20 protein-coding genes and 1 tRNA gene are annotated in these 24,866 nt (G+C 71.4%); 13 read left to right on the forward strand and 8 right to left on the reverse strand.

What is annotated here, in order from left to right:
• Window positions 1-70: 70 nt before the first annotated feature.
• The 3 genes from HS104_12065 to HS104_12075 are packed head-to-tail and all read right to left on the reverse strand — an operon-like array spanning window position 71 to window position 3,889.
• Window positions 71-781, reverse strand: coding sequence for an ATP-binding cassette domain-containing protein (locus HS104_12065; GenBank protein MBE7480704.1), 711 nt, complete (start codon window positions 779-781; stop codon window positions 71-73).
• Between the two features lie 13 nt (window positions 782-794).
• Window positions 795-1,298 (reverse strand): hypothetical protein, encoded by a 504-nt coding sequence (locus tag HS104_12070; protein ID MBE7480705.1) that lies wholly within the window; start codon window positions 1,296-1,298, stop codon window positions 795-797.
• A gap of 44 nt (window positions 1,299-1,342) precedes the next feature.
• On the reverse strand, window positions 1,343-3,889 hold the full coding sequence (locus tag HS104_12075) for a dynamin family protein (protein ID MBE7480706.1): 2,547 nt from the start codon (window positions 3,887-3,889) through the stop codon (window positions 1,343-1,345).
• Between the two features lie 32 nt (window positions 3,890-3,921).
• On the opposite strand from HS104_12075, the gene HS104_12080 reads away from it, so the two are divergent.
• The gene (locus tag HS104_12080) at window positions 3,922-5,583 is read left to right on the forward strand and encodes a serine/threonine protein kinase (protein MBE7480707.1); all 1,662 of its coding nucleotides are present in this window, start codon (window positions 3,922-3,924) and stop codon (window positions 5,581-5,583) included.
• On the opposite strand, the gene HS104_12085 is transcribed toward HS104_12080, so the two are convergent.
• Window positions 5,550-6,932: a hypothetical protein gene (locus HS104_12085; GenBank protein MBE7480708.1), complete on the reverse strand. Its 1,383-nt coding sequence runs from the start codon at window positions 6,930-6,932 to the stop codon at window positions 5,550-5,552. The two genes, HS104_12080 and HS104_12085, sit on opposite strands and share 34 nt — an antisense overlap.
• A 111-nt stretch (window positions 6,933-7,043) precedes the next feature.
• Between HS104_12085 and HS104_12090 the strand changes: the two genes are divergently transcribed.
• A complete protein-coding gene (locus HS104_12090) occupies window positions 7,044-9,314 on the forward strand; it encodes a PQQ-like beta-propeller repeat protein (protein ID MBE7480709.1) in 2,271 nt (756 codons plus the stop codon).
• An 87-nt stretch (window positions 9,315-9,401) separates the two neighbouring features.
• Here the strand turns inward: HS104_12090 and HS104_12095 are convergent, their stop codons facing one another.
• Both HS104_12095 and HS104_12100 read right to left on the reverse strand, forming a co-directional pair.
• Entirely contained in the window at window positions 9,402-10,217 is an 816-nt protein-coding gene (locus tag HS104_12095) for an SDR family oxidoreductase (protein ID MBE7480710.1), read from the reverse strand.
• A 15-nt stretch (window positions 10,218-10,232) separates the two neighbouring features.
• Window positions 10,233-10,754 carry a hypothetical protein gene (locus HS104_12100; protein ID MBE7480711.1) on the reverse strand — a complete coding sequence of 174 codons (522 nt, stop codon included), beginning with the start codon at window positions 10,752-10,754 and terminating at the stop codon, window positions 10,233-10,235.
• Between the two features lie 235 nt (window positions 10,755-10,989).
• Between HS104_12100 and HS104_12105 the strand changes: the two genes are divergently transcribed.
• From HS104_12105 to HS104_12135, 7 genes are read left to right on the forward strand one after another with little or no spacing between them, the layout of a single operon-like run.
• The gene (locus HS104_12105; protein MBE7480712.1) at window positions 10,990-11,631 is read left to right on the forward strand and encodes a sigma-70 family RNA polymerase sigma factor; all 642 of its coding nucleotides are present in this window, start codon (window positions 10,990-10,992) and stop codon (window positions 11,629-11,631) included.
• A 34-nt stretch (window positions 11,632-11,665) separates the two neighbouring features.
• On the forward strand, window positions 11,666-12,490 hold the full coding sequence (locus tag HS104_12110) for a hypothetical protein (GenBank protein MBE7480713.1): 825 nt from the start codon (window positions 11,666-11,668) through the stop codon (window positions 12,488-12,490).
• Complete coding sequence (locus tag HS104_12115) at window positions 12,487-14,814, forward strand: hypothetical protein (GenBank protein ID MBE7480714.1); 2,328 nt, start codon at window positions 12,487-12,489, stop codon at window positions 14,812-14,814. The genes HS104_12110 and HS104_12115 overlap by 4 nt, the downstream gene beginning before the upstream one ends.
• A 41-nt stretch (window positions 14,815-14,855) precedes the next feature.
• Window positions 14,856-16,406, forward strand: a complete 1,551-nt coding sequence (guaA, locus tag HS104_12120; GenBank protein MBE7480715.1) for a glutamine-hydrolyzing GMP synthase — start codon at window positions 14,856-14,858, stop codon at window positions 16,404-16,406.
• On the forward strand, window positions 16,406-16,708 hold the full coding sequence (locus HS104_12125) for a PEGA domain-containing protein (GenBank protein MBE7480716.1): 303 nt from the start codon (window positions 16,406-16,408) through the stop codon (window positions 16,706-16,708). Before guaA ends, HS104_12125 begins: the two co-directional genes overlap by 1 nt.
• 23 nt (window positions 16,709-16,731) lie before the next feature.
• Window positions 16,732-17,970 (forward strand): amidohydrolase family protein, encoded by a 1,239-nt coding sequence (locus HS104_12130; GenBank protein ID MBE7480717.1) that lies wholly within the window; start codon window positions 16,732-16,734, stop codon window positions 17,968-17,970.
• On the forward strand, window positions 17,967-19,055 hold the full coding sequence (locus HS104_12135) for a hypothetical protein (GenBank protein MBE7480718.1): 1,089 nt from the start codon (window positions 17,967-17,969) through the stop codon (window positions 19,053-19,055). The genes HS104_12130 and HS104_12135 overlap by 4 nt, the downstream gene beginning before the upstream one ends.
• On the opposite strand, the gene HS104_12140 is transcribed toward HS104_12135, so the two are convergent.
• The gene (locus HS104_12140) at window positions 19,052-19,891 is read right to left on the reverse strand and encodes a class I SAM-dependent methyltransferase (GenBank protein ID MBE7480719.1); all 840 of its coding nucleotides are present in this window, start codon (window positions 19,889-19,891) and stop codon (window positions 19,052-19,054) included. The two genes, HS104_12135 and HS104_12140, sit on opposite strands and share 4 nt — an antisense overlap.
• 47 nt (window positions 19,892-19,938) lie before the next feature.
• Between HS104_12140 and HS104_12145 the strand changes: the two genes are divergently transcribed.
• A tRNA-Pro gene (locus HS104_12145) sits at window positions 19,939-20,015 on the forward strand.
• 12 nt (window positions 20,016-20,027) lie between these two features.
• On the opposite strand, the gene HS104_12150 is transcribed toward HS104_12145, so the two are convergent.
• Window positions 20,028-21,278, reverse strand: a complete 1,251-nt coding sequence (locus tag HS104_12150; protein ID MBE7480720.1) for a NupC/NupG family nucleoside CNT transporter — start codon at window positions 21,276-21,278, stop codon at window positions 20,028-20,030.
• Between the two features lie 126 nt (window positions 21,279-21,404).
• On the opposite strand from HS104_12150, the gene glgC reads away from it, so the two are divergent.
• From glgC to HS104_12165, 3 genes are read left to right on the forward strand one after another with little or no spacing between them, the layout of a single operon-like run.
• Window positions 21,405-22,649, forward strand: coding sequence for a glucose-1-phosphate adenylyltransferase (glgC, locus tag HS104_12155; GenBank protein MBE7480721.1), 1,245 nt, complete (start codon window positions 21,405-21,407; stop codon window positions 22,647-22,649).
• 2 nt (window positions 22,650-22,651) lie between these two features.
• Window positions 22,652-23,863, forward strand: coding sequence for a glycogen synthase (gene glgA, locus HS104_12160; GenBank protein MBE7480722.1), 1,212 nt, complete (start codon window positions 22,652-22,654; stop codon window positions 23,861-23,863).
• A gap of 55 nt (window positions 23,864-23,918) precedes the next feature.
• Window positions 23,919-24,866 (forward strand): diguanylate cyclase, encoded by a 948-nt coding sequence (locus HS104_12165; protein MBE7480723.1) that lies wholly within the window; start codon window positions 23,919-23,921, stop codon window positions 24,864-24,866.

Here is a 24,866-nt window from a genome sequence, read left to right on the forward strand (position 1 = left end):
ACGGGAAGCCCAGTGCTGCCGAGTCTAGCAGGTCGCAGCAAAAAGCGGGCCTACCAAAAAAACGCCGACCTCAGCCCAGATAGCGCCGCCGGACCGCAGGGTGTTCCAGGAATTCGGCGGGCGTGGTCGCCACCTCGACGCGCCCGTCGAGCAGCAGCAGCACGCGCTCGCAGAACTCGAGCGCCTCACCGACCCGGTGGTCTGCCACCAGCACCGCCATGCCGTCTCGGGCGCGTGCGCGGAGGATACGGCCGATGCGCTGCGCGCCGCTGGGATCGACCCCCGAGAGCGGCTCGTCGCACAGGAGCACCCGCGGCTCCGCCGTCAGCGCGCGCCCGATCTCCAGCCGCCTGCGCTCCCCCCCCGACAGGTCTCGAGCCGCGACGCCGAGGCGGGCGCTCAGATCCACCTCGGCGGCTCGCTGCTCCGGCGCCGTGGCCGGCGCCCCGGCGGCGCGGGCGAAGGTCCGGAAGTTCCCCGCGACGTCCAGGTCGAAGAGCACGCTCGGCGTCTGCGGGACGTAGCCGAGCCCGAGCCGAGCTCGCTTCCACAGCGGCGCGCGGCTGACGTCGTGCTCTCCCAGCTGCACCCGCCCGGCGCGCAACGGGACTTCGCCGGCCAAGGCACGAAATAGCGTGCTCTTGCCTGCTCCGCTCGGCCCCAGCACGCCGACGATCTCGCCGGCGGCCACCTCGAGCGACACCCCACGGAGGATCTCGACGCCGCCCAGCACCACCGATAGCTCATCGGCAGAGAGCGCGGGCGGGTCGTTCGCGGTCATCCCCCCGAGGATATCAGCGCGCGGGCGGCTCGACCGGGATCGAGCCCTTGACCTCGGAGAGCGTGAGCTTCTTCGTGGAAAGGTCGATGGTGGCCTTGCCTGCCTCGACCCAACCCTTGCCCCGCGCGAGCCTCACGCCGCCGGTCAGGGTGACCTCGCGCTTGGCGAGGTCCACGACCACCGAGCTGGCGACCGCGTCGATGCCCTTCACGCGAGCGCGAACCCCGCCGGAGCCCTTGACCCAGCGCACGCGCGGCGCCTGATCGTATCGGATCTCGACCTTCGGACAGGTGACGCTGAGCTCGCCGAGCTTGGCCTCGACGTTGCCGTCGAGGAGCGCCGTCCCTTTGTCGATGTCGATGTCGAGCTTGTCGGCTTTGATGTCGAGCTTCTCGCCCTCGACCACCGCGAGCGGCCCGGCGCTTGCGGGCGTGACCAGCCCCATGCCCATCGCGAGCGCCGCGACACAGAGCAGGCCGCCGAGCACCGGCCTGAGGACGCGCAAACGAGGATTCACTTTGACTAAACCTAACACGTGAGACGGCAAAAGCTCGTGGGCATTCAAAGAAAGCTCGCGCCGCGGGCCCGCAGCGCTGCGCACAAACTGCGGGACCGGGCCAGCACGGGCGGCACGGCTCGGGGCTCGAGGTCGGTCCGGAGGTCGCCAAACGCAGCGACGGCCTCCTCGAAGAGGGCAATGGCGAGGTCGCGGCTGACGTCGGTCATTTCGGGCTCCCTCTGGTCGCGCTCACGGCCGCCTTCCCCCAAGGCCGCAGACAGGAGCGGCACCGCCGACATCGCCGACAGCGCCTGGACGCGCGGGCGCAGCGCGCGCCGCAGCACGGGCAGCTCGGCTTCGCTGAAACCGAAGCTCGAGGAGGTCGCGTCCACCAGCGCTTCCGCCAACACGACGCGCGCGCGAGCGCGGACGAAGCGACGCGCTCCCGGGTCCTCCAGAATCGCGGCGACGCGCCGCGTGTCCGCGACGAACTCGAGGGCCGCGCGCTCGCACGCGGCCGACAGGGCGCGCAGGTGCTTCTCGCGCTCGCTCTCCAGCGCCAGGAGCACCTGCGAGACGCGGGTCGAGAGCGCGCTCTTCTCGCTCTCGGCCCGGGCGCTCTCGGCCGCGCTCCGTTCGACCCGAGCCAACAGCCGCTCCGCGAGCTCCAGGCAACGGCGCGTGAGCACGCGCTGCTTGAGCCGCTCGCTCCTGCCGACCAGCACCCGCTCGACCAGCTCCTCGACCTCGCCGAAGCGCGAGCGCCGGAGCGCGTCTCCGTCCCCGGCCTTGCCTGCCAACGCCAAGCGCGCGGACAGCGCCACGACCGGGCCCTCCGGCTCCACACCGAGCGCGGCGAGCCCGTCCCGGACGTGCCCGAGCGCGCGCTCGAGCTCGGCCGAGTCGTCGCCGAGACGATCGAGCTTGTTCAGGAGCACGACCAGCGGCAGGCCCTGCGCGCGGATTTCTTCCAGCACGACGCGCTCGCTGTCTTTCAGGGGCTGCGTCGCGTCCAGGAGCCAGAGCGCGACGTGCGCGTCACGGAACGCCGCCCGCGCCGTGACTGCGTGCGCCGAGTCCGGCGCGTTGAAGCCCGGCGTATCCGTGAGCTCGATCTTCCTGAGCAGCTCGAGCGGCGCGTAAATGCTGACTCTGCGCACGCTCTCGGGCGGGATCTCCCCGAGCGCGCGCCGGAGCTCCGCGTGCGGCACGACGCGGTCGGCCTCGCCGTCGCTGCGCTCGATGCGCGCGAATCGATCTGGAGCCCAGACCAGGTAGTTGAGCGTCGCCGTGGTCGGCAAGACCCCCACGGGTGCGACGTCCTCGCCGAGCAGCGCGTTGATCAGCGACGACTTGCCGGCGTTGAACTCGCCCACGATGGCCACGCGGAGCGGCCGCTCGACGTCTCGCGCCACGCCGGCGATCTCCGGCCAGATCTCGAAGTCGCCGGCGCCGCGCGCCAGCCGGCCGAGCTCGGCGGTGATCTCCGCGAAACGCGCCGGGCCGTCCTCGGGCAGCCAGCGCGCGAACGCTTCGCGCCGGAGCGCCTCGGCGTAGGCCGAGCTCCCCGCGCCGTCGAGCGCGTCCAAGCGCGCCAGGTCGTCCGCCGCCCCGAGCGCCGCGAGCAGCGCCTCGACCTCCGGCGCGACGCGGCCACCGGCTGCCCGGATCAGCTCGGCGGCGTGCTTCACCCGCTCGGCGTCCCGGACCTCGAGGGCCAGCCCCAGGTAGCGTTCCGCGAGGTCGGGCGTGCCAGCGGCCGCGGCCTCGGCCAAGGCGCCGAGGGCGACCGAGAGCGAGCCCTCGGCGACGGCGAACGCCGCGCGCAAGAGCGGCTCGTCGGCGAGGCCCCTCTCTGCCGCCAGCCCCCGCAAGCGCGCGCGGACGTCCGCCGGCGCGCGGCGCGACACGTAATCGGCGAGGGCCGGCACGAGCCCCGGCGCGTCGAGCAAGATCGCGCGCGTCCAGGCGTGGAGCGCCGCCGCGCTCCCGTCGAGGGACAGCGCACGCGCGCGCGTCAGCCAGCCGCGCGCGTCCAGGGTGGGCGGGGGGTCGAGAGCGGCGCCAATCTCTCGCGCGCCGCGGCCGTCGCTGGCGTCGAGACACAGCTCGAGCCGCCGCCAAGCTGCCGCCTGAGAGCGACGGCCGGCGAGGCTGAGCTGGCTGAGCCAGCGCTCGGCGCGGGCGGCGTCGCCCCGCGCGCGGTCGAGGTCGGCGAGCCAGAGCCGCGCGGCGTCAGCGGCGCTGGCCGGCTCCGAGAGCTCGGCGGCCCGGAACAGATCCTCTTCGGGTGCCTGGCCCAGCCGGTGACGTGCCGCGGCGAGGCGGTACCAGACGTCGGCCCGGAACGGCAGCTCCCGGCCCAGGCGCTCGAGCGCCTCGACGACCTCGTGGTCGAGCAAGGTCGCCTCGGCGGCGTCCGCCCAGAGCAAGAGGCCGATCCGCGAGCGCGGCATCTCGTCCAGGATGGCGAACGCCCGCTCGCGGGCTTCCCAGGCGCGACCGGCGGCGAGCGCACGCACGGCCTCGACGCGATGCCGCTCGGCCCCACGAGCGAGGAGCTCCACGCGCGACAGCCAATCTGCCAGCTGGTCGGAGAGGCGCGCCATGGCCGAGCAGTCTATCTGGTACCCTGCTCGGCGTGCGAAGGGTTGGCGCCAGGGGCAACACCACGGCGTCGCGCGTCAAGACGCTGGTCCTGCATGCCGAGACGCGGCATGGGCGGGCCGCCGCCGACCACCTGCTCGGGGCGATCCGTCTGGACCGCGACTACCTGGAAGACGAGAGCCGCGCTCTGTCGCGCGAGGTCTGGCACGCGGCGCTCGAGGCCTTCGCCTCGCGCTACGGCCGGGGCGAGATCCGTCGCATCACCCCCAGCGTGGTCCACCCGGAGAACCTGGGAGTCTGGACGCGGGTACTACGCGGGGCAGGCAGCGTCAGAGCCGCCTTCTTGCAGCTCGACCAGGCGGGAGGCGAGGAGGTGATGACCGAGCGCTGGGTCAGCGTCGACTCGACCCCTACCTCGTGGCGGGGCGTAGTGCCGATCCACCCGGAGAGCGAGCTGGAGAAGGACGGGCTCTTGTGCCTGGCCCGCGCCGCCGAGCTCGCGGCCATCCCGCTCTTGTTTGGCCACCCGCCGGCGCGGGTCGACGTGCGCGGCGACATGCAGGCCTTGGTGATCGACGTCGATGCGAGTTGGCAGCCCGAGCCGGCGCCGCGTTGGGCGCTGGGTCTCGGCGCCGGAGCCGCGCCGGCCGGGCTCGCCAGCCTGGGCCTCGGCCTGCCGCTGGCCGCCGGTCTCGGCGCGACCGTCGCGGGCGCGCTGGTCGGCGGGCTCGCCAGCGCCGCCATCGCGAGCGAGCGCCGGCGCCGCGCCGCGGGGGCCCAGCAGCTGCACCGCATCGGGGTCCTGGAGCGAGCGTCCACGCTCCGCGACGCGCGGGAGCGGCAGGCCCAAGTGTTCCGCGAAGGCTCCATGGTGGCGGGTCAGTACCGCTTGCAGAAGCGCCTCGGGGCCGGCGGCATCGGAACCATCTGGGAAGCCACGCGGGCGTCCGACGGCGAAGTCGTGGCCCTCAAGCTGCTCAAGGCCGCGGTCGCCCACGACTCCGTGGTGTCCGATCGGCTGCGCCGCGAGGCCGCGGCGTTGGGGCTCTCCTGGCACCCGAACGTGGTCGAGATCCTCGACGAAGGCCACCTCCCGGACGGCACCTGCTTCTTGGTCATGGAGCGGCTCGCGGGAGAGTCGCTCGAGAGCCGCCTCGCACGCACCGGAACGCTCGCTCGTCAGGAGCTCTTGCCCATCGCGCTGCAGCTCTGCGACGCGCTCGGCGCGGTGCACGCCGCCGGCGTGGTGCATCGGGACCTGAAGCCCAGCAACGTCTTCCTGGTCGACGAAGGTCAGGTGGTGAAGCTGCTCGACTTCGGCGTCGCGCGAGTGGAGTGGGCGGAGCCTCGCCTGACCTTGAGCGGCGTGCCCCTCGGCACGCCTGGCTACATGTCCCCGGAGCAGGAGAGCGGGCTCGAGATCGATGGCAGGAGCGATCTCTACGCGCTGGGCGCGCTGCTCTACCGCTGCCTCAGCGGCAAGGAACCGACGGACCGCTTGGCGCAGGCGCTCCGCGCAGAGAGCGACGACTCGGGCGTGCACCGGCTCGTGCCCGAAGATCTGGGCGCGATCATCCAGCGCGCCACCGCGCCCCTGGTCCGCGACCGCTACGCCGACGCGCGGGAGATGCGCTCCGCGCTCGCTGGCGTCGCGACCGAGGCTCAGCGACCGGGCGCCCGCCTGAACACGACGTAGCGGAAGTTGCTGCCGGCGAGCGGTAGCTCGGCGCCGCGCACGAAGCCCGCGAGCTCGGCGAGCTCGGCGAGCCTGGCGTCGTTCCTACGGTACCAACCGCCGCGCTCTCCGTCCCACAGCGCGAGCACCGCGTCGACGTCGCGTGCGGAGAGAAAGCTCTCATCCAGCCGCTTGGAGGTGTGACCACCGGGCAGCACCGCCACGCTGGGATCCGTCACACCGGCCACGTCCACCACGAAGGCGCCCGTGGCCACCCCGACCCAGCCCACGTCCAGCGTCGCGATGCGCGCTGCCCCGGCGAGCGCGCGACGGCCGCTCTCCTCCAGCGCGCGCCGCTGCGCGTAGATCCGCCGCGAAGCGGGCGCGAGGCCAAAGCCCAGATGGAGGCAGAGCCCGAGGCCGAGCGCGAAGCGGAGCGCCGTCGCCCAGAGCGCGGCGCGCTCCGCCAAGGCGGCTCCCACCCAGACACACGACGGTAAGACGGGCACGACCAAGCGGAACGACGGCATCCAGTCGCCGCCGGCCAGCGCCACGGCTGGGAAGTGCAGCAGCGCGGCCAACCCGAGCGCGAGCTCGTGCGGCCCGAGCAGCCGAGCCGCACGTGGCGCGAGCAGCAACACGGGTAGGCCCGTGAGCAAGAAGGCGCCGAGCGCGTAGCGCAACCCGTCGTCGAGCCCCGCCGGTTTCGCCAGCGCAGCGAGCGGCATGGCGGAGCCGAAGGCCCAGAGCCGGATCGACGCGACCAGCACGGCCGGCGCCGCCGCGAGGGCGAGCCCCACGAGCGCCGGCCCGGGTCGGCGCTCGCGGGCGAGCGCCGTGCCGATGCCCAGCGCCATGGCCCACGGCAAGAGCTCGGGTCGCCAGGCCGCGGCGAGCCCGGCGAAGAGCGGGCCGACGGGCTTCGGCGAGAGCGCCAGCGTGCAGAGCGTGACCACCAGCCCGGTCTCCAAACCCGCGGTGGCCCAAGCGCCGAGGGGCACCGACGCGGCCACGAGCACGAGCGGCGCGAAGCGCACCGATCGCGTGCCACGCAGAGCGAGCTCGCGCCCGAGCCAGGCCGCCGCCCCGACCCAGCCGAGCCCGCCGAGCAGGCGGGCGGCGTCGAGCGCGGCGTGGGGTCCGCGCACCGCGAACGGCGACAGCAGGTGCGCGAAACCGAGGGGCGTCACCGCGTCCACGACCGCGCCGCCCGGATTGAAGCGATTGCCGATTCCCGTGGCCAGGTGGTGGGCCACGCGCGCGGTGATCCACGCGTCGTCGACGGTGAAGCCCCAGAGCGCGATGACGGAGACGCTGGCGGACAGGGCGCCCAGCCATGCGCCGCGCGCGCTGCCCGATCCCTTCGACATGAGCCCCGTGCGCCGCCCTAGCCCCGTCCTCTCTGGCTGTCCAAACTTCAGCAAAGCAAACGCAAAACTTCGGGTCGAGGGGGGACAGTCCTCTACGATTTCGCACACCGGATGAGCGCGATCCACGTAGTCGTTCGCCCCCCACGAGAAGCGCCGCCCTCGGCGCTCGAGCCGTTGTCGGGGCTCTTCGACGTCGTCGTCGACGGCGTCAACGTCACCGCCCGAGTGGGCGAGTCCCACGCCCTGCCCATCTTGGCGGAGCTGGCCCACGCGGTGGCGAACCTGGTCTCTGGCCGGCGCCGCCGCGCCACGGTCCAGCTCTACTCGGACCAAGAGGTCTGGGAGCTCGGGCTCGAGGCAGACGCCGACAGCGTGCTCCTGAGCGTGTTCCGCAGCGGGCCGCTGCCGGAGGTCGCCGTCTACGAGCGGCGCGTCCCGCTCGTGGAGCTCCGCCTCGCAGTGCAGAACGCGCTCGCCGAGGCACCCCTCAGCGGCGCGGGCCGGGCCATCGAGGGCGCCATCCGCGGCGCCGCGCACGCGCTGGAGAACGCCGAGCGGGTCGAGCTCGCTCCGATCGAGCGCCAGCAGGTCGAGCTGGCACCCCGCGCGACCCGCGGCATCGCAGTCTTCGCCCGCGCCGAGCTCCGCAAGGGCAGCGCGGGGATCGAGGCCTTGTCGGAGCGCAAGCTCGAGCGGGCCGACCTGCACTCGCTGTTGGCTGCCGGCGAGGCCGGCTTCTCGATCCGAGGCCGGAGCGCACCGCTCGGCAACGTGCACCTGTTCCTCTTGGCCGAGCGCCTGGTGGCCCTCGCGGACGACGCCCTCGACGCCTGGCAGCACGGCCGCGCGCTGTTCCGCCGGGTGGAGCTCGGCAGCGCACGCATCTCGGTGCAGCGCGGCGTCGGCGACCAGCCGCTGTCGCTCGGCGTCCACAGCCCCGCCTCGGGCCCGGAGCGCATCACCTTCCCGGAGCTCGACCCTGCGGCGCTGGTGCAGTCCTTCGTGCGCTTCGCCCGCGCCCTGACGGACAGCCTCGTGAGCGCCGACCCGAGCCAGGCCCGGAACCTGCGCATCACCTCCTTGAACACGCAGTGCCGGGCCCTGTCCGAGCGCGTCGAGGACGCCCTGGCCGACGACTCGCTGACCAACAGCCAGCCGGAGAGCTACCGCTCGTTCTCGGTTCCGCCCCGGCGCAGCGAGACCCGCGGGCGCTGGGAGCACGGCGGCAAGATGCGCTTCGTCCCGCGCTGGGTCGCAACCGTGCCGAACATCGACCTGCGCGGGACCTTCCTGTGCGGCGACCGCCTGATCGTGGGCTCCGAGCGCGAGATGGCCTGCATCCACCGCTCCCACGGCACGTTGCTCTGGCGCGTGCCCGTCACGCGTGCAGCGAGCGTGGTGACGCCCGCCGGGATCGCTCGCCTCTCACCCGACGGCCGCATCGCGCTGCTCGATCTGGACGACGGGCAGGTCCGCTTCTCCCTCACGCTCGAGCCTCGCTCCGGTGGGGGCGCCGCCGGCGCCGTGGTCCACACCCCCGGGCTGCCGAAGCTCCTGGCCGTGGCAGAGGGGGAGCGCACCGTCACCGCCATCGATCTGGTCTCGGGTGAGGTGCGCTGGCGCCACACGCTGCGCCGCCCGGGCGCCTACCGCGTGCGCCGCGCGGGCAAGCTGCTCTTGGTGGCCGGCGACTCGGTGCTCGTGGCGCTCGACGTCGCCAGCGGCGAGGTCGTGTGGCGCGTACGCGAGCGCCTGCCCTTCACCGGCGACCTGGCCGTGGACCACGACGCCGCCTTCGCGGTGGTGAGCGGGCAGAGCGGGGCACGACTCTTGAAGCTCGATCCCTGGAGCGGCGAGTCGTGCTGGACGGCGGAAATCGACGAGCGACCAGCACAAGGGCAGCCGCCGCTGCTCACCCCGAACCGAGTGGTGATCCCGGTGCGTGATCGCCGGGGCAGCGGGCTCGCGGCCTTCGACCGTGCGACGGGTGCGCCGGCCTGGCTGAGGGAACCGGGGATCGCGGCGCCGAGCACGTCGTGGCTGTCGGTGGACCAGGATCTGGTCGGCAATAGCGCCTCGGGCACGCTGCTCTGCCTCGATGGCGAGGGCGGCGACGTGCGCTACAGCCACGTGTTTCCCCGCCACGTCGACGCCGACCAGCCCCGCCGCCTCGAGCCGGTACTGCGCAGCGGCGCGCTCTTCGTCCCCCAGCACCAGGTCCACGTGGTGCGGCCCCGGGACGGCGAGATCCTGGGGACGGTCCCCACGGATCTGATCCCGGACCTGCTCCGGGTCGACGAGCGCTGCGACGTGTACGTCGCCGAAGAGAGCGGGCACATCGCCGGCTTCGGCGTCGCCGCCAAGCTGACGCTGGTACGCTGAAGCGGACTCCGGCCGGACCCGGCGCCGATCGTTCGGACCGGTGGGAAGCGTCGCGAGGCGCTTGGGGTCGTCCGCGGAGCGGAGCTCTCACCCCGAATGCGCTTCGCCGCCGTCGACGTACAGCACGTTGCCGGTGAGCCAATAGGTGCACGGCTGCGCGAGAGCGACCAGCGCCCGGCCCACGTCGTCCGGCGCCGTCAGCCGGTGCGAGGGGTTCTTGCGGATCGCGACCTGCTTCATGGTCTCGCTGTCGGGGATCTTCTTCAGCGCGGGGGTATCGGTCACGCCCGCGCAGATGGCATTCGCGGTGATGCCCCGAGGACCCAGCTCCAACGCCAGCTGGCGGATGTGCGACTCGAGCGCCGCCTTCGCAGCGCTGACCGCGCCATAGCCGCGCCACACCTGCGCCGCGCCCGTGCTGGTCATGGCGAAGATGCGGCCCTGGTTGCTGAGCAGCTTCCGCACCAAGAGGTCCTGCACCCAATAGACCAGGCTGTGAGCCATGACGTCGCTCGTCATGTCCATCTGCTTCTGGTTGAGGGCTTCCTCGCCGACCAAGGGCTTGAGCGTGCCGAACGCCAGCGAGTGCAGCAGCACCCTCACCTGCTCGCCCTGGCCGCGTTCGGCGAACCGCTTGGCGACGTCGTCGAGCACTTCGGCCCGCTTCTGCTCGTCGGCGGCGTTGACGTTGTAGAACCACGCCTCACGGCCCATGCCGCGGAGCTTCAGCACCAGCTGCTCGACGTGCGGCATGGTGCCACGGCGGTCGAGGTGCACCCCGATGATGTCCACGCCCGCGCGCGCGAGCGCCAGCGCCGCGGACTCGCCAAAGCCGCTCGAGGCCCCCAGGATGAGTGCCCACCCGTCGAGCGGGGGGAGAGGTACGTCCTCGCCGTTGGTCATCGCCGTGCCTGTCTACTACAGGCTTTCGGCTTGGGGAGACGGCTTTCGCCCTCGCGGCGGAGCTTTTTTGCGAGCAGGTCGCTCGGGCCGGACGGAGGGAGGCGGCAGCGAGCGTGTGAGCTCTTCGGCCTTGTCGTGGACGAAGCGCGCGATTTTCCTCATCGGAACCCGCGTTGGGCAGAGCTGTTCCTTGTCCGCCAGCACCTCCTCGGGGACGCACGCAAAGGACATCCGCGCCGCGTGGAAGTCCGGCATGCTGCGCGACGCGGCCAGCATCAGCGGCATGACGCCGCGGTAGCGACCCCCGGAGGCGACGATGCGCTCGCCCTCCCCTCGATCGCACAGCCCGCAGGCGATGCAGCGCCCGAACAAGGCCAGCTCCTCGCGCTCCGGCGGGGTCACCGGGGGAAGCCGATCGGCCGCGTAGTTCTCGCGGAAACGCGCGATCCCGTCGACCTTCTTGCCGAATGTGAGCCGCAGCACCGTGCGAAACAGCGCCCACGCGAGCAGCAAGATCGCTTTCACACGGGGCGGCACGGCGCGTCACCGTACCATGACGCAGCGAGCCATCCGCCAGTTTCGCCGAGGCGGGGAGGCTCGCGAGCGGGCCCGCGTATCATGGCCACGATGCCGCTCGCGCGTAACGCTGTGACACCCGAGCGTGACGCTGTGACGCCCTGTTACGGCCTGTAACTAGCTGAAACTAGGAGAAAATCCGCTGGCACGCGGCGTGCTCTAGGCCGGCTCGAAACCCCGAAGGAGCCGAGCGATGATGAGCCCCGAGTTCGCCTGCGTCCCCACCGACAGCCCCGCCGACCCGAGCGAGGTGGAGAGCGAGGCGATCCTACTCGCCGGCATGATCGCCGACCAGGAGCGCGCCTGGCGTGACTTCAACGACCGCTACGCGCGACTCATCTACCGCTGCATCACCCGGGTGACGGCCCGCTTCTCGGCCGTGGTCGGGCCGGACGACGTCCGAGAAATCTACGCCATGTTGTGCGTGCAGCTGCTCGCAAACGACAAACGCAAGCTGCGCAGCTTCGAGCCGGGACGCGGCAACAAGCTCGGCAGCTGGATCGGCATGCTGGCCATCCACAGCGCCTACGACTACCTGCGCTCGCTGAAGCGTGAACCGAAGCGCGGGACGCTGAGCGAGGCCGAGGGGCTCAGCTCCGAGATGCCCGATCCCCACGATGTTTGCGTGCTCAGGCAGCAGGTCGGCATCGTCAGCGAGATCCTGAGCGAGTTCAGCGACAAGGACCGCGAGTTCATCACCCACTATTACGGCGAGGGCCTGGAGCCGGAGGAGATCGCGCTCCAGATGGGGATCAGCGTCAAGACCGTCTACTCGAAGAAGCACAAGATCCGCAGCCGTCTCGAGGCTCTCTTGGTCCAGCGCCGGCTCGCGGCTTGATCTCGGGTGGCCAGCCTGTGCTAACCCTGAGGGCGTGAAGGCCCTGTTCGCTCTGTGCCTCGCTCCCCTCGCCCTGGGCTGCGGCGAGGGCGCGCCCGGCGACCTGGACAAAGTCCCGCCGGGCCAGAGCGACATCCTGGGCAGCGGGCAGCGCCTGCACCAGATCAACGATCGCGCGGGGGCCCACCCTCCGGACGGCACGCTGGTGCAAGTGACGGGAGTGAGCGTGCTCGCGCTCGACACTTACGACGAGACCGGAGACGGCGCGAGCTTCGGCAACCTGTACGCGCAGGACTTGCCCGTCGGCGGCGCGACCCCGCCCCACGGCGGCATCACGCTGTTCAACTCGAGCTTCAGCCCGCCCACACTGCGGGTAGCTCCCGGCGACGTGGTCGACGTGCGCGGGACCTACGACGAGTTCGAGGGGCCGTCGTCGAGCCCGTTCACCTGCGCCGATCCCGCGGACGCCGAGAGCTGCGAGTCGCTGCCGGAGATCGTGGGCGGCACCCTATCGCTGCGCTTCGAGTACCAGGTGCCGGAGCCCATCGTCATTCCGCTCGGCGACCTCGCCAGCTACGAGACCGGACGCAAGTGGATCGGGATGCTGGTGCGGGTCGAGAACGTGAGCGCGCAATCGGAGGGTTTCAAGGCCACCAGCGGGCGCTACTCGGTGCGTCTCGACGTGCCCGGTGTCAGCGACGCCAAGAAGCTCCCGACCATCAACAACGCGCTCCTCGACGTGGAGGGCACCAACCTGCCCTTCGCCACCGGCACCAAGTACAAGTCGGTTACCGGGGTCGTGCAGTACTTCTACAACTTCGCGATCTCGCCGCGCACCAAGGACGACATCCAGCTGTGAGGCGCGGACCGGGGCGCACCCTGGGCGCGCTCGCTGCCCTCGTCTTCGCGTACGCCTGCCAGCACGCTCAGCCTGCGAAGACGCCGAGCCCGAGCGCGGCATCCCCTGGCGCCGCCGTGCTCGAGCTCCGGACGCTGGACGACCGCCCCGCCATCGGCCTGGTGCAGCGGGACGGCGACCCCATGGCGGCGGTGGCGGTCGGCGTGGCCCACGACTTCGGCTCCGAGGCTTCGCTCGCGCTGGCGGAGCTGTTCGAAGCGCGCCTCGGCCGCGCAGGCTTCCGCGACGTACGCGCACAAGCCCACGGGCTGGGCGTGGTGCTCTCGACGCTGGTGGCGACGCCGGCGGACGCCACGCGCTTCGTACGGGCGGCGACGGCTGCCCTCGGCAGCCCGGTCCAGGAGGGCGACCGGTCGCGAGGACGCCTCCGCGCGCCCCGCGTGCGCGGCGCGGCGGACGCCGCCGTTCAGGCGTGCTCCGGTGAGCTCGGCGTGACGGAGAGCGGCGCCGGCAACACGCCCCCCGAGCCCGCGGACGCGCAGGCGCTCGAGCAGTGGCGGAGCCAGCTCGGCGGCGCGAGCTCGGTCGCGTTCGCCGCCGTCGGACCCCGCGCCGTGCTCGACGCCCTGGCCTCCGCGGTGGCCAGCGGCGACAAGTGGCCGAGCGGGCCCGGGCCGATCGACCGGTGGCCCGAGGCCGACAGCATCGGCAGCGCGAGCTCGAGCGAGCGGCGCCTCTCGGTCGCCTTCCGCGTGGCGGACGCCGCCCGCGCGCTCGAGGTGGCCGAGACCTTGGGCACGCCAGGCTCGGTGCTCGCGACGCGCCTCGGCGCCCTCGACGGCGCGTTCCGCCTGGACCGGGTGGTCGCGACCACCCGGGTGCGCGGGGCGTGCCTGCGCGTCGACGTGCGGGCGCCTTCGCCGTCCACCGGGCCCCTCGATGTCGCGCGGGCCGCCAGCGTCGTGGACGAGGAGACCCGCCTGCAGCTCGACTCCAGAAAGGGACATCCGAGCGCCCTGGACGACGCCGTGCTGCGCCCGACGCACCCGGCCGACGCGGCCGGCGCCGCGGCCTGGCGCGTCCTGACCACGCGCGCGGCCGGCGGCCCCACGCGCCGCGCGGTGTCGTGGCTGGGAGCAGCGACCAGCGAGAGCGAGCTCGGTCGTGCGCTGGCCGGCTTGGAGGCCGCCCGCAACACTCGCACGCTCGAGCGGCGCGTGCGCGTCGAGAGCGGCCAAGGCGAGCTCTGGGCGCTCGTCGCGAGCCCCTGCGGCACGAGCTCCGAGTCGAGCGACGACGCCGGCATCCACGAGCTGCTCGGGCGCACGCTGGCGCAGCGGCGCAGCGGTCTCCTCGGCGTGCACATCGAGCCATGGGTCAGCCCGGACTCCGTGGGCTTGCTCGCCCACGCGCCGCGCGCCGGCGCGAGCGAGAGCGCCGAGGACCACGCACGCAGAGTGGGCGACGCGCTCGGGCGGGCGTTGGTCGCGACGAAGCTCAACGGCAGCGACATCGCCGAAGCAAAGAACGAGCTGCTCGGCGAGCTCGGCGGCGGCCAGCGGGGGTACTTCGCGGCGCTCGACGCCGCGAGCGGCGGTCATCCGTCGTGGCTCGACCCCCGCGGCACCTGGCGAGCGGTCTCGCAGAGCCTCACCCTGACCGCGGACACCCGGCGGCGCCTGCTGCTCTCCGGCCCGCTCCGGCTCGCCGTCCTGGCAAACGCCAAGGACCAGCAGGCGGAGGCGGTGAGCAGCGTGCTCGAACGCTGGCTCCGCCCGCTACGCAGCGCGCCGACGGCGTGCGCGGCCGGCAGCCGCAAGCCCCCGCAGGGCGGCGAGGTCAACGTGGAGGTTCCGAGCCCCGACCAGGCGCGGATCTACCTGACCTACCCCATCGCCCCGAGCCGATCTCGCGACGCCGAGTGGACCGTCTACCTGGCGAACCGGCCGGGGGGCTGGCTCGAGCAGGCCCTCGGCGGCCTGAGCGAGAGTCATGCGCGGGCCACCGCCCTGGGCGGCAGCAGCGCCGCCGCGCTGCTCGTCGAGCTTCGCTGCGAGGAGTCCGACTGCGGCGCGGCGCTCGGGCGGATCCGCGGGCTCTGGCAGCGCCTGGGCAAGGGCGAGGCCAGCGCGGCGGACGCTGAGATCGCGCGGCGCCATTTCGAAGCGCGGGATGCCGAGCGCGCCCTGGAGCCGCGCGCGCGCGTGGTCGAGCTGTGGCGCGGGTCCGGGCCGCCGAAGAGCGACCTCGAGAGCCTCCGCCGCTTCCACCAAGCCCTCTCGACCGCGCAGGAAATCGTCGTTCACGCCAAGGCCAAGGGCTGACCCCTGTCCGCCTCGGTCGTGGTGTTGTAGACGCTCTGCCCATGTCGAGCCGTCAGGCCGTGCTCATCCTCGACTACGGGTCGCAGTACACGCAGCTCATCGCCCGTAGGATCCGCGAGTCGAGTGTCTACTGCGAAATCCACCCGGGCACGCTCTCGCTGGCGGCGATCCGCGCCCTCGAGCCGAGAGCCATCATCCTGTCCGGCGGGCCGCAGAGCGTGTACGGGGACGAAGCGCCGAAGAGCGATCCGGGCGTGTTCGAGCTCGGCGTTCCGGTGTTGGGCATCTGCTACGGCGAGCAGCTGATGGGGCAGCAACTCGGCGGCAAGGTCGAGGCGAGCAGCCACCGCGAGTACGGGCCGGCGAAGCTCACGGTGAGAGAGCCCGTGGGCCTGCTCTCACCGTTCAAGCCCGGCGAGGAGCTGGGCGTCTGGATGAGCCACGGCGACCGGCTGACGGCGCTGCCCCCCGGGTTCCGCGCGCTCGGCGAGAGCCCGAACGCGCCGCTGGCGGCCATCGGCGATCCGGCGCGCCATCTGTACGGCATCCAGTTCCACCCGGAGGTCGCGCACACTCCGCGGGGCTCGGAGATCTTGCGCGCGTTCCTGTTCGACGTCGCCGGGCTCGAGCCGACCTGGACGCCGGGCTCCTTCGTCGAGGAGGCCGTGGCAGCCGTCGCGGCCAAGGTGGGGCCGAACGAGCGCGTCATCTGCGGGCTCTCCGGCGGCGTGGACTCGTCGGTGGCGGCGGTGCTCTGCCACAAGGCGTTGGGCGATCGGCTGGTGTGCATCTTCGTGGACAACGGCCTCTTGCGCGCCCACGAGCGCGACAGCGTGGAGCACACCATGCGCCAGAGCTTCCACCTGAACCTGGTGGTGGCCGACGCGCGCCAGCGCTTCATGACCGCGCTCGCCGGAGTGACCGATCCCGAGACCAAACGCAAGATCATCGGCCGAGAGTTCATCGAGGTGTTCGACGAGCACGCTGCCCACGTCGAGAACGCCAAGTGGCTGGTGCAGGGCACGCTCTACCCGGACGTGATCGAGAGCGTCAGCGTGCGCGGGCCGAGCGCCGTCATCAAGAGCCACCACAACGTGGGTGGCTTGCCCGAGCGCATGAAGCTCAAGCTCATCGAGCCGCTGCGCGAGCTGTTCAAGGACGAGGTGCGGCGGGCCGGCGAGGCCATGGGCATGCCGCACGACGTGCTCTGGCGCCACCCCTTCCCCGGCCCGGGCCTCGCGGTTCGCTGCCTGGGTGAGCTCACCGAGGAGCGCCTGGACGTCTTGCGACGAGCCGACGCCATCGTGGACGAGGAGATCCGCGCGGCGAACCTCTACGAGTCGCTCTGGCAGGCGTTCGCCGTGCTGCTCCCGGTCAAGAGCGTGGGCGTGATGGGCGACGACCGCACCTACGAGGAGACCTGCGTCGTGCGCGCGGTGCAGTCGAGCGACGGCATGACCGCGGACTGGGCCCGGCTGCCGCACGAGGTGCTCGCGACCATCAGCGCACGCATCACCAACGAGGTGCGCGGCATCAACCGCGTCGCCTACGACATCAGCAGCAAGCCGCCGTCGACCATCGAGTGGGAGTGATGCAGGCGCGTGCGGTGCTGCTCGCCGCTCTCTTGTCCCTGGCCTGCCAGAGCGGCGTCGGCCGCGCGGCGGTCAGCATGAGCGTGAAGCTCTCCGCCCGCTCCCCGGGCGACGCCTCGGTGTTCATCGACGAGGAGTACGTCGGCCCCTTGGGGTACGTCGCCGCCCACGGCGTCCGCCTACCCGTCGGGGAGCACCGCATCACGGTGCAGAAGGACGGCTTCTTCCCCTGGGATCGGCTGGTGGTGGCGGACCGCGAGGCGGTGCGTCTGGACGTGGATCTGGAGCCCATCCCGGACTGATCGCGAGTACCATCCTTTCCTCGATGGCGCTGTCCCGCCGTGGCCTACTCGCGCTCGGAGCCTGCTTCGGCCTGGGCGCGACCATCGGCGCGCGCATGGGCCTGCCCGCCGCGCTCGCGCCCGGCGCTCCTCGGCAGTTGCGCGGCCGAGCGCGCGCGCTGGCCGACGAGGCCTTCGAGGGGCTCGACCGCGCGCGCATGTGGGACGCCCACGTGCACGTCACCGGCCTCGGCACCGGCGGCACCGGCTGCTGGGTGAACCCGGCAATGCGCCAGGTGCTGTCCCCCTGGCGGCACTTCAAGTTCGACGTCTACCGGCACGCCGCGGGCATCACCGATCTCGCGCGGGCCGACCAGCAGTACGTGGATCGCCTGATCGCGCTGCACCGCCTCGCGAACCCCGAGGGCAAGCTGATCACCTACGCCTTCGACTACTTCGTGGACGACGCCGGAGCGGAGCGCCCGTCGCGGAGCGAGCTCTACGTTCCCGATGATTACGTCTTCTCACTCGCCAAGCAGCACCCGGAGATCCTGCCGTGCGCGTCGATCCACCCCTATCGACACGACGCCCTGGAGCGGCTGAACCGCGCGGCGCAGGCCGGCGCGGTGGCCATCAAGTGGCTGCCCAACGCCATGGGCATGGATCCGGCGAGCTCGCGCTGTGACGCTTTCTACGACCGGCTGAAGGCCCTGGACCTGCCGCTCATCACCCACGCGGGTCACGAGATGGCCGTGCACTCGCCGGACGCGCAGGAGCTCGGCAACCCGCTGCGCTTGCGCCGCCCGCTCGAGCACGGCGTGCGCGTGGTGGTCGCCCACGCGGCGAGCCTGGGGGTCGTGGAGGACCTCGACGCCCCGGAGCGCTCGAAGATGCAGTCCTTCGACGCCTTCATGCGGCTGTTCAGCGACAAGCGCTACGAGAAGCTGCTCTTCGCCGACATCTCGGCGCTGACGCAGTTCCACCGGCTCTCGACCCCGCTCCGAGAGCTCTTGACGGCCACGAGCCTGCACAAGCGACTGCTCAACGGCTCGGACTACCCCTTGCCCTGCATCGACCCGCTGATCAGCACGCGGATGCTCGAGAAGAACGGCTTCATCGCCGCCGAAGACCGCGCCGGCCTGAACGAGATCTACGCGCACAATCCGCTGCTCTTCGACTTCGTGCTCAAGCGACGCCTCAGCGTCGAGTACAAAGATCAGACCCACAGCTTCTCACCCAGCGTGTTCGAGACGGCCTGGTTCTTCCAACGGAACAAGTCATGACGCTCCCGCTCCTGCCAACGACCATGGTCGGCTCCTACCCGCGCCCCGGGTGGTTCCATCAGCAGCTCTCCGGCCGCGACGTGTTCGACGCCTTCAAGGACGCTCGGCACAAGGAGGCGTTCGAGGACGCCGTGCGCGCCGTGATCGGCGATCAGGACTACGCCGGTCTCGACCTCTTGACCGACGGCCAGATGTGGTTCGACGACTACGAGATGGGGATCGGGTCGTTTCTCTGGTACTGGCTCGAGCGCACCGGAGGCTTCGGCACGGCGAAGGTGCCGCACCCGGCGCGCACGAAGGCCCGAGGCCGCGACGAGTGGGCGCTCGACGAAGCCGGCGGCGTGGAGGTGGTCGGCCCCATCACGCGCGGCCCGATCCGCCTGGCAGCGCTGTATTCCCTGGCCCAGAAGCACTCCCGCCGCCCGATCAAGGCTTGCGTGGGCGCCGGCCCCGTGCAGCTCTCGACCCTCGCGCACTTCCGCTCCGGCCCCGTGCGCGACCGCTACCAGCTCTCCGAGGCGCTGGCCGACGTCTTCGTCTCCGAGATCCGCGAGCTGGTGGACGCCGGCTGCCAGCACGTGCAGCTCGAGGATCTGGGCGCCTGGATCCCGACCTTGAGCGGCGAAGCGGACTACGCCTGGGTGAAGCGCATCGTGAACCGCACGCTCGAGGGCGTCAGCGTGAGGAAGTCCTGGCACTTCTGCCTGGGCAACGCCTGGGGCAACCGCATGCAGGGCCTGACCGCGCAGGGCTACGGCGCCATCTTGCCCCACTACTACGACGTGAACGTGGACGAATACGTGCTCGACTTCGCCTGTCGCGAGATGGCCGACGCGGCCATCCTGAAGGACCTGCCCAAGGACAAGTCCGTCGCCATCGGCGTGATCGACGTGCGCACCCTCGAGATCGAGGCCCCGGAGCAGGTGGCCGAACGCATCCGCGCGGTGCTCGCGTTCGTGCCGGCGGAGCGGCTGACCATCACCACCGATTGCGGCATGAAGCAGCTGCCGCGCACCTGCGCCCGGGAGAAGCTCAGGAGCCTGGTCCTGGGCACGCAGCTCGTGCGCAAGGAGCTCGGTGGTTAGAGCGGCGGCTTGCGCGAAGTGAGCACCAAGCGCTGGAAGCGGAACTCCCGCGCGCGGTCGTAGCTACCGGTCAGGTTCAGGCACAGCTCGTCGAACGACAGACTCAGCACGTAGCGAAAGCCCTCTTCGTAGAGCATCGGCAACGGATCGTTGGTGCCGAACACGAAGCGCTCGCCGAGATCGACCAGGTAGGCCCGCGTGACCTCCTCGCGCTCGTGGCGACGGCTCGCGTCCACGATCTTCTTCATCAGGTGATCGAAGAGGAGCACCGTGTGGGGCTCGCATCCGAACGCGACGCGCGAGAGCGTGTGCCGGATGGCGTTCTCGTTCAGGTACATGGTGACGCCCTCCCAAGTGACGACGGAGGGGCGAGTGGGGTCGAAGCCGGCGGCCCCGAGGCGTTCGAGGAAGTCGTGGTGCTCGAAGTCACACTCGACGTAGGTCGCGGCCTCCACCGGGTAGCCCGGGAGCTTGCCGAGGCGCTCGAGCTTCTCGCGCTGGCTGGCGGGGTGATCCACCTCGAAGAAGCGCACGCCCGGCGCCGCCAGGCGCGCCGCACGCGTGTCGAGCCCCGCGCCAAGCACCACCACCTGCGTGTAGCCGTGCGTCGGGCCGGTGAAGCGCCGCACCTGGTCATCGAGCCATGCGGTGCGCAGCGCGACCCAGAGCTCGCGGTCGTGGAGGAAGCGGTCCACGCCCGCGGCGATCTCCTCGCCTTCCGCGCCCGCCAGCGCGCGCGCCCACGGGTCCGAGATCAGCGCGTCCGGCCGCTCGCTCGCGCGGGCCCGGTAGGCAGCCACCATCAGGGCGGTTCGGCTCGCGCTGCGCTCGCTCATCGTGGGCGAGTCTAGCGCTTCTGTTGTGCTATGGTCCCGCTCCCTTACGGGGTGTACCTCAACCTGGTAGAGGGCCGGCTTTGGGTGCCGGCTGTTGTGGGTTCAAATCCCTCCACCCCGACCACCACCCCGAGAACTAGAGCAGCACGCCCGCCACGCACGCGACAAGGCAGGTCGTGAGCAGCCCGCCGAGCATCGCCCGGAAGGCCAGGCGCGAGAGATCGTGGCGGCGCTCGGGGGCGAGGCCGCTGTAGCCGCCGATCTGGATGCCGATGCTGCCGAAGTTCGCGAAGCCGCACAGGGCGTAGGAGGCGATGAGCTTCCCGCGCTCGCTCAGCCAGGCTGGATCGTCGTTCAGCGCGGTGGACATGTTCGTGTAGGCCACGAACTCGTTCAGCACGGTCTTCTGCCCGAGCAGGCTGCCGACCTTGGTCACGTCCGCGCTCGGCACGCCCATCACCCAGGCCAGCGGCGAGAACAGCCAGCCCAGGAGCTGCTCCAGGGAGAGCGCGCGGCCCAGGGCGTGGGTGCCGAACCAGCCGAGGGCGGCGTTGACCAGGGCAGTGAACGCCAGGAACACGATCAGCATGCCGGCTACGTTCACCGCCAGCTTGATGCCGTCGCTGGCGCCGGCCGCGATGGCGTCGAGCACGTTCACGCTCTCGCTCGGCAGCTCCTTGGGTGCGTGATCCAGCGTCTCGGGGGTCTCGGTCTCGGGCAGCATCAGCTTGGCGATCACCAGCGAGGCCGGGGCGCTCATCACGCTGCACGCGATCAGGTGCCCGGCGATACCCGGCACGAACGCGCTCAGCATGGCGACGTAGGCCGCGAGCACGCCCCCCGCCGTGGTGGCGAAGCCCGCGGTCATGCACGCCATGAGCTCGCTCTGCGTGAGCCGCGCGATGTAGGGGCGGATCACCAAGGGGGCCTCGGTCTGCCCGACGAACACGTCGGCCACCGTCGAGAACGTCTCGGCGCCGCTCGTGCCCAGGAAGCGCGCGAGCAGGTGCGCGGTCTTGCGGATCACGAACGGCATGACGCGCAGGTGGTAGAGCAGCGCCATCAGCGACGAGAAGAACAGGATGGTCGGCAGCACCTGAAAGGCGAAGATGAAGCCGAAGCTCTTCGGATCCGAGACCAGGCTGCCGAACACGAACTCGGCGCCCTTGCGGCTGAAGCCGAGCAGCCCCTCGACCGCGTCGTTGGCCCAGGCGAAGCCTCGGCTCACCGGCGTGCGCAAGACCAGGACCGCGAACCCGATCAGGAGCGCGAGGCCCCAGCCCACGGTGCGCAGGCTGACCGCCCGGCGCCGGTCCTTGGGGCAGAGGGCGTAGGCCAGGGCCATCATCACCAGGATGCCCAGGACGCTGACCAGCCGGTCTCGCATGCGGTTCGGCGGAGTATCCGGGGTTTTGGCTGGACTCAAGCGCCGTATCGCTCCGAGACGCAATCCGTGCGCCTCCGGAGCACTTGGCCCCGGGCCGGACCCGAGGCGAAAATGCCGCCGAGTCGCATGCGCAAGCGTCCCCACGTTCTCGGCGTCGTGCTCGCAGGCGGTGAAGGCCGTCGGCTCTGGCCCCTCACCCGCGATCGCGCCAAGCCCGCCGTGCCCTTCGGCGCCACCTACCGGCTGGTGGACTTCGCGCTCTCGAACCTGGTCAACGCCGGCTACCTGCGCATCGCGGTGCTCACCCAGTACAAGAGCCACAGCCTGGACCGGCACATCGCCCAGACCTGGCGCATGTCGCCCCTGTTCGGCAACTTCGTGATGAGCGTGCCGGCGCAGATGCGCATCGCCAAGCGCTGGTTCGAGGGCTCGGCGGACGCCATCTACCAGAACCTGAACCTGCTCGGCGACGAGAACCCCGAGTACATCTGCGTGTTCGGCGCCGATCACATCTACCGCATGGACGCCTCACAGCTGGTCGAGGCGCACGTCAAGTCCGGCGCCGGCGTGACCGTGGCCGGCATCCGCGTGCCGCGGGCCGAGTGCAACCGCTTCGGCGTGATCGAGCCCGACGACAGCGGGCGCATCAAGCGCTTCCGCGAGAAGCCCGAAGACGCGGAGGGCCTGCCCGACGCCCCGGACCAGGTCTTCGCCTCCATGGGCAACTACGTGTTCTCGCGGCGCACGCTGGAGAACGCGGTGGTCGAGGACGCCAAAAACGCCGAGAGCCACCACGACATGGGCGGCGACATCATCACGATGCTCGTCGAGCGCGGCGAGGCGGCGGTCTACGATTTCGCCACCAACAAGGTGCCCGGCTCGACGGAGCGCGATCGCGGCTACTGGCGCGACGTCGGGACGCTGGACAGCTACTACGACGCCCACCGCGACCTGATCAGCGTCCACCCGGTCTTCAACCTCTACAACGAGGACTGGCCCATCCACACCTGGTACGGCTCGCTGCCACCGGCGAAGTTCGTGTTCGACCAGGAAGGGCGCCGGGGCATGGCCATCGACAGCATCGTCAGCGCCGGCACCATCGTGGCCGGCGGCGTCGTGCGCCGCAGCATCCTCTCCCCCGGCGTGCGCGTCGAGCCGGGCTCGGAGGTGACCGACAGCGTGCTGATGCAGGGCGTTCGGATCGGCGCCGGTGCCATCGTGCGGCGGGCCATCCTGGACAAGAACGTCAGCGTGCCCGCCGGGGCCCGCATCGGTGTGGACCTGGAAGAGGACAAGGCCCGCGGCTACACCTTCAGCGACAACGGCATCGTCGTCCTGGGCAAGGGCGACGAGGTGCCGGCCCCGAAGTGACGATGAGCTCGCCCGCGCTCCGCGCCGCGCTGATCACTCGCGAGTATCCGCCGGACGTATACGGCGGCGCCGGCGTCCACGTGGAGTACTTGGCGCGGGAGCTCGCGAAGCTGGTCTCGGTCTCGGTGCACTGCTTCGGCGCGCCGCGCTCGGAGCCGAGCGTGCGGGCCTACGCGGCGTGGGAGGCCTTGGCCGGCGGAGAGCCGTATCGAGCAGCGCTGCGCACGCTGAGCACGGATCTGGCCATAGCCACCGACCTCGACGCAGTGGATCTGGTGCACACCCATACCTGGTACGCGAACTTCGCCGGTCACCTGGCCAAGCTCATGCACCGCGTGCCCCACGTGATGACCTCCCACAGCCTGGAACCCCTGCGCCCGTGGAAGGAAGAGCAGCTCGGCGGAGGCTACCGCCTCTCCTGCTTCATCGAGCAGACGGCGATCGAGGCCGCCGACGCGGTGATCGCGGTCTCACGGGGCATGCGCGCGGACATCCTCTCGACCTACCCGAGCGTGTCGCCCGAGCGCGTGCACGTGATCCACAACGGCATCGACCCCGACGAGTACTTCCCTACTCGCGAGACCGACGCGCTTCGACGCTACGGCATCGACCCGACGCGCCCCTACGTGGTGTTCGTCGGCCGCATCACGCGGCAGAAAGGCGTGGTGCACCTGCTCTCGGCGGCGCGCCACTTCAGCCCGGGCACCACGCTGGTCTTGTGCGCCGGCGAGCCGGACACGCCGGAGATCGCCCTGGAGGTTCGCCGCCTGGTGGGCGAGCTCGAGGAGCGGAACGAGCCAGTAATCTGGATCGAACAGATGATCGCCCGTTCCGAAGTGATCCAGATCCTGGCCCACGCCCGGGCGTTCGTCTGCCCGAGCGTCTACGAGCCCTTCGGCATCGTGAACGTCGAGGCCATGGCCTGCGGAGTCCCCGTGGTGGCCTCGGCGGTCGGGGGCATCCCGGAGATCGTCGAGGACGGACGGACCGGGTTTCTCGTGCAGTTCGCGGCGGCGGAAGGCGCCTCGGCGGGCCCAGCCGATCCGGAGGCTTTTGCCCGGGACCTCGCCGCAGCGGTCAACACGCTGGTCGAGAGCCCGGAGCGTGCTCGCGCCATGGGCGAGGCCGGACGGGCGCGTGCGCTCGCGGAGTTCAGCTGGGCGGAGGTCGCGAAAAAAACCGCCTCGCTGTACGCCTCGCTGCTCGGCCGTTGAACCGGCCGCCGGGCCCCCGGCAAAGCCTCGACGGCGCGAGGAGATACGGGCATGATTGCTCGACTTGGCGCAGCACGACGAAGAGATCGACTCCTTCGACGAACCGGAGGAAGACGAGCGCACAGCGGTGGTGCACCTGGGCGACCTCAAGCGGTCGTCGCTACCCGCCAGGCCCGACCGGCACATCATCGTGCGCATGGACAGCGCCAACGTGGGCCAGGTCTTCGCCCTCGATTCCGAGGAGTGGACGCTCGGACGCCACACCCAGTCGACCATCGTCTTGACCGACGACGGCGTGAGCCGCAAGCACGCCCGCATCGTGCGCCAAGGCGACCGCTACGTGCTGGAGGACCAGGGCAGCGCCAACGGCACCTTCGTGCGCGGGGAGAAGGTCGACCGCCACGTGCTCACGGACGGCGACGTGTTCCAGCTCGGGCCGACGGTGATGTTCCGCTACACCTACACCGACGCGAGCCAGGAGCGCATGCTCAACAAGCTCTACGAGGCGTCGGTGCGGGATGCCTTGACCGGCACCTACAACCGCGAGCACTTCGAGGAGCGCCTCAAGGTCGAGGTGGCCTACGCGCGACGCCACAACACCGTGGTATCGCTGGTGATGTTCGACCTCGACCACTTCAAGAAGATCAACGACAACTACGGCCACCCCGCGGGCGACGCCGCGCTCATCTACGTCTCGCAGCGGGTGCAGAAGGGCCTCCGCACCGAGGACGTCTTCGCCCGCTACGGCGGCGAGGAGTTCGCGGTGATCCTGCGCGGCATCGACCTCGAGGGCTCTCGCCGCGTGGGCGAGCGCCTGCGCAGCACCGTGGCCGCGACCCCCGTCGAGTTCGACGGCAAGACCTTCCCGGTGACCATGAGCGTGGGCTGCGCCACGCTGAGCGACTGCCCGGAGCCCTCGACCACCGCCCTGGTCGCCATCGCCGACCGGCGCCTCTACGCCGCCAAGCACGGCGGGCGCAACCGCGTGGTGGCCGAAGGCTGA

It is taken from the genome of Polyangiaceae bacterium (genome assembly GCA_015075635.1).
Lineage (GTDB): Bacteria > Myxococcota_A > Polyangia > Polyangiales > Polyangiaceae > JADJKB01.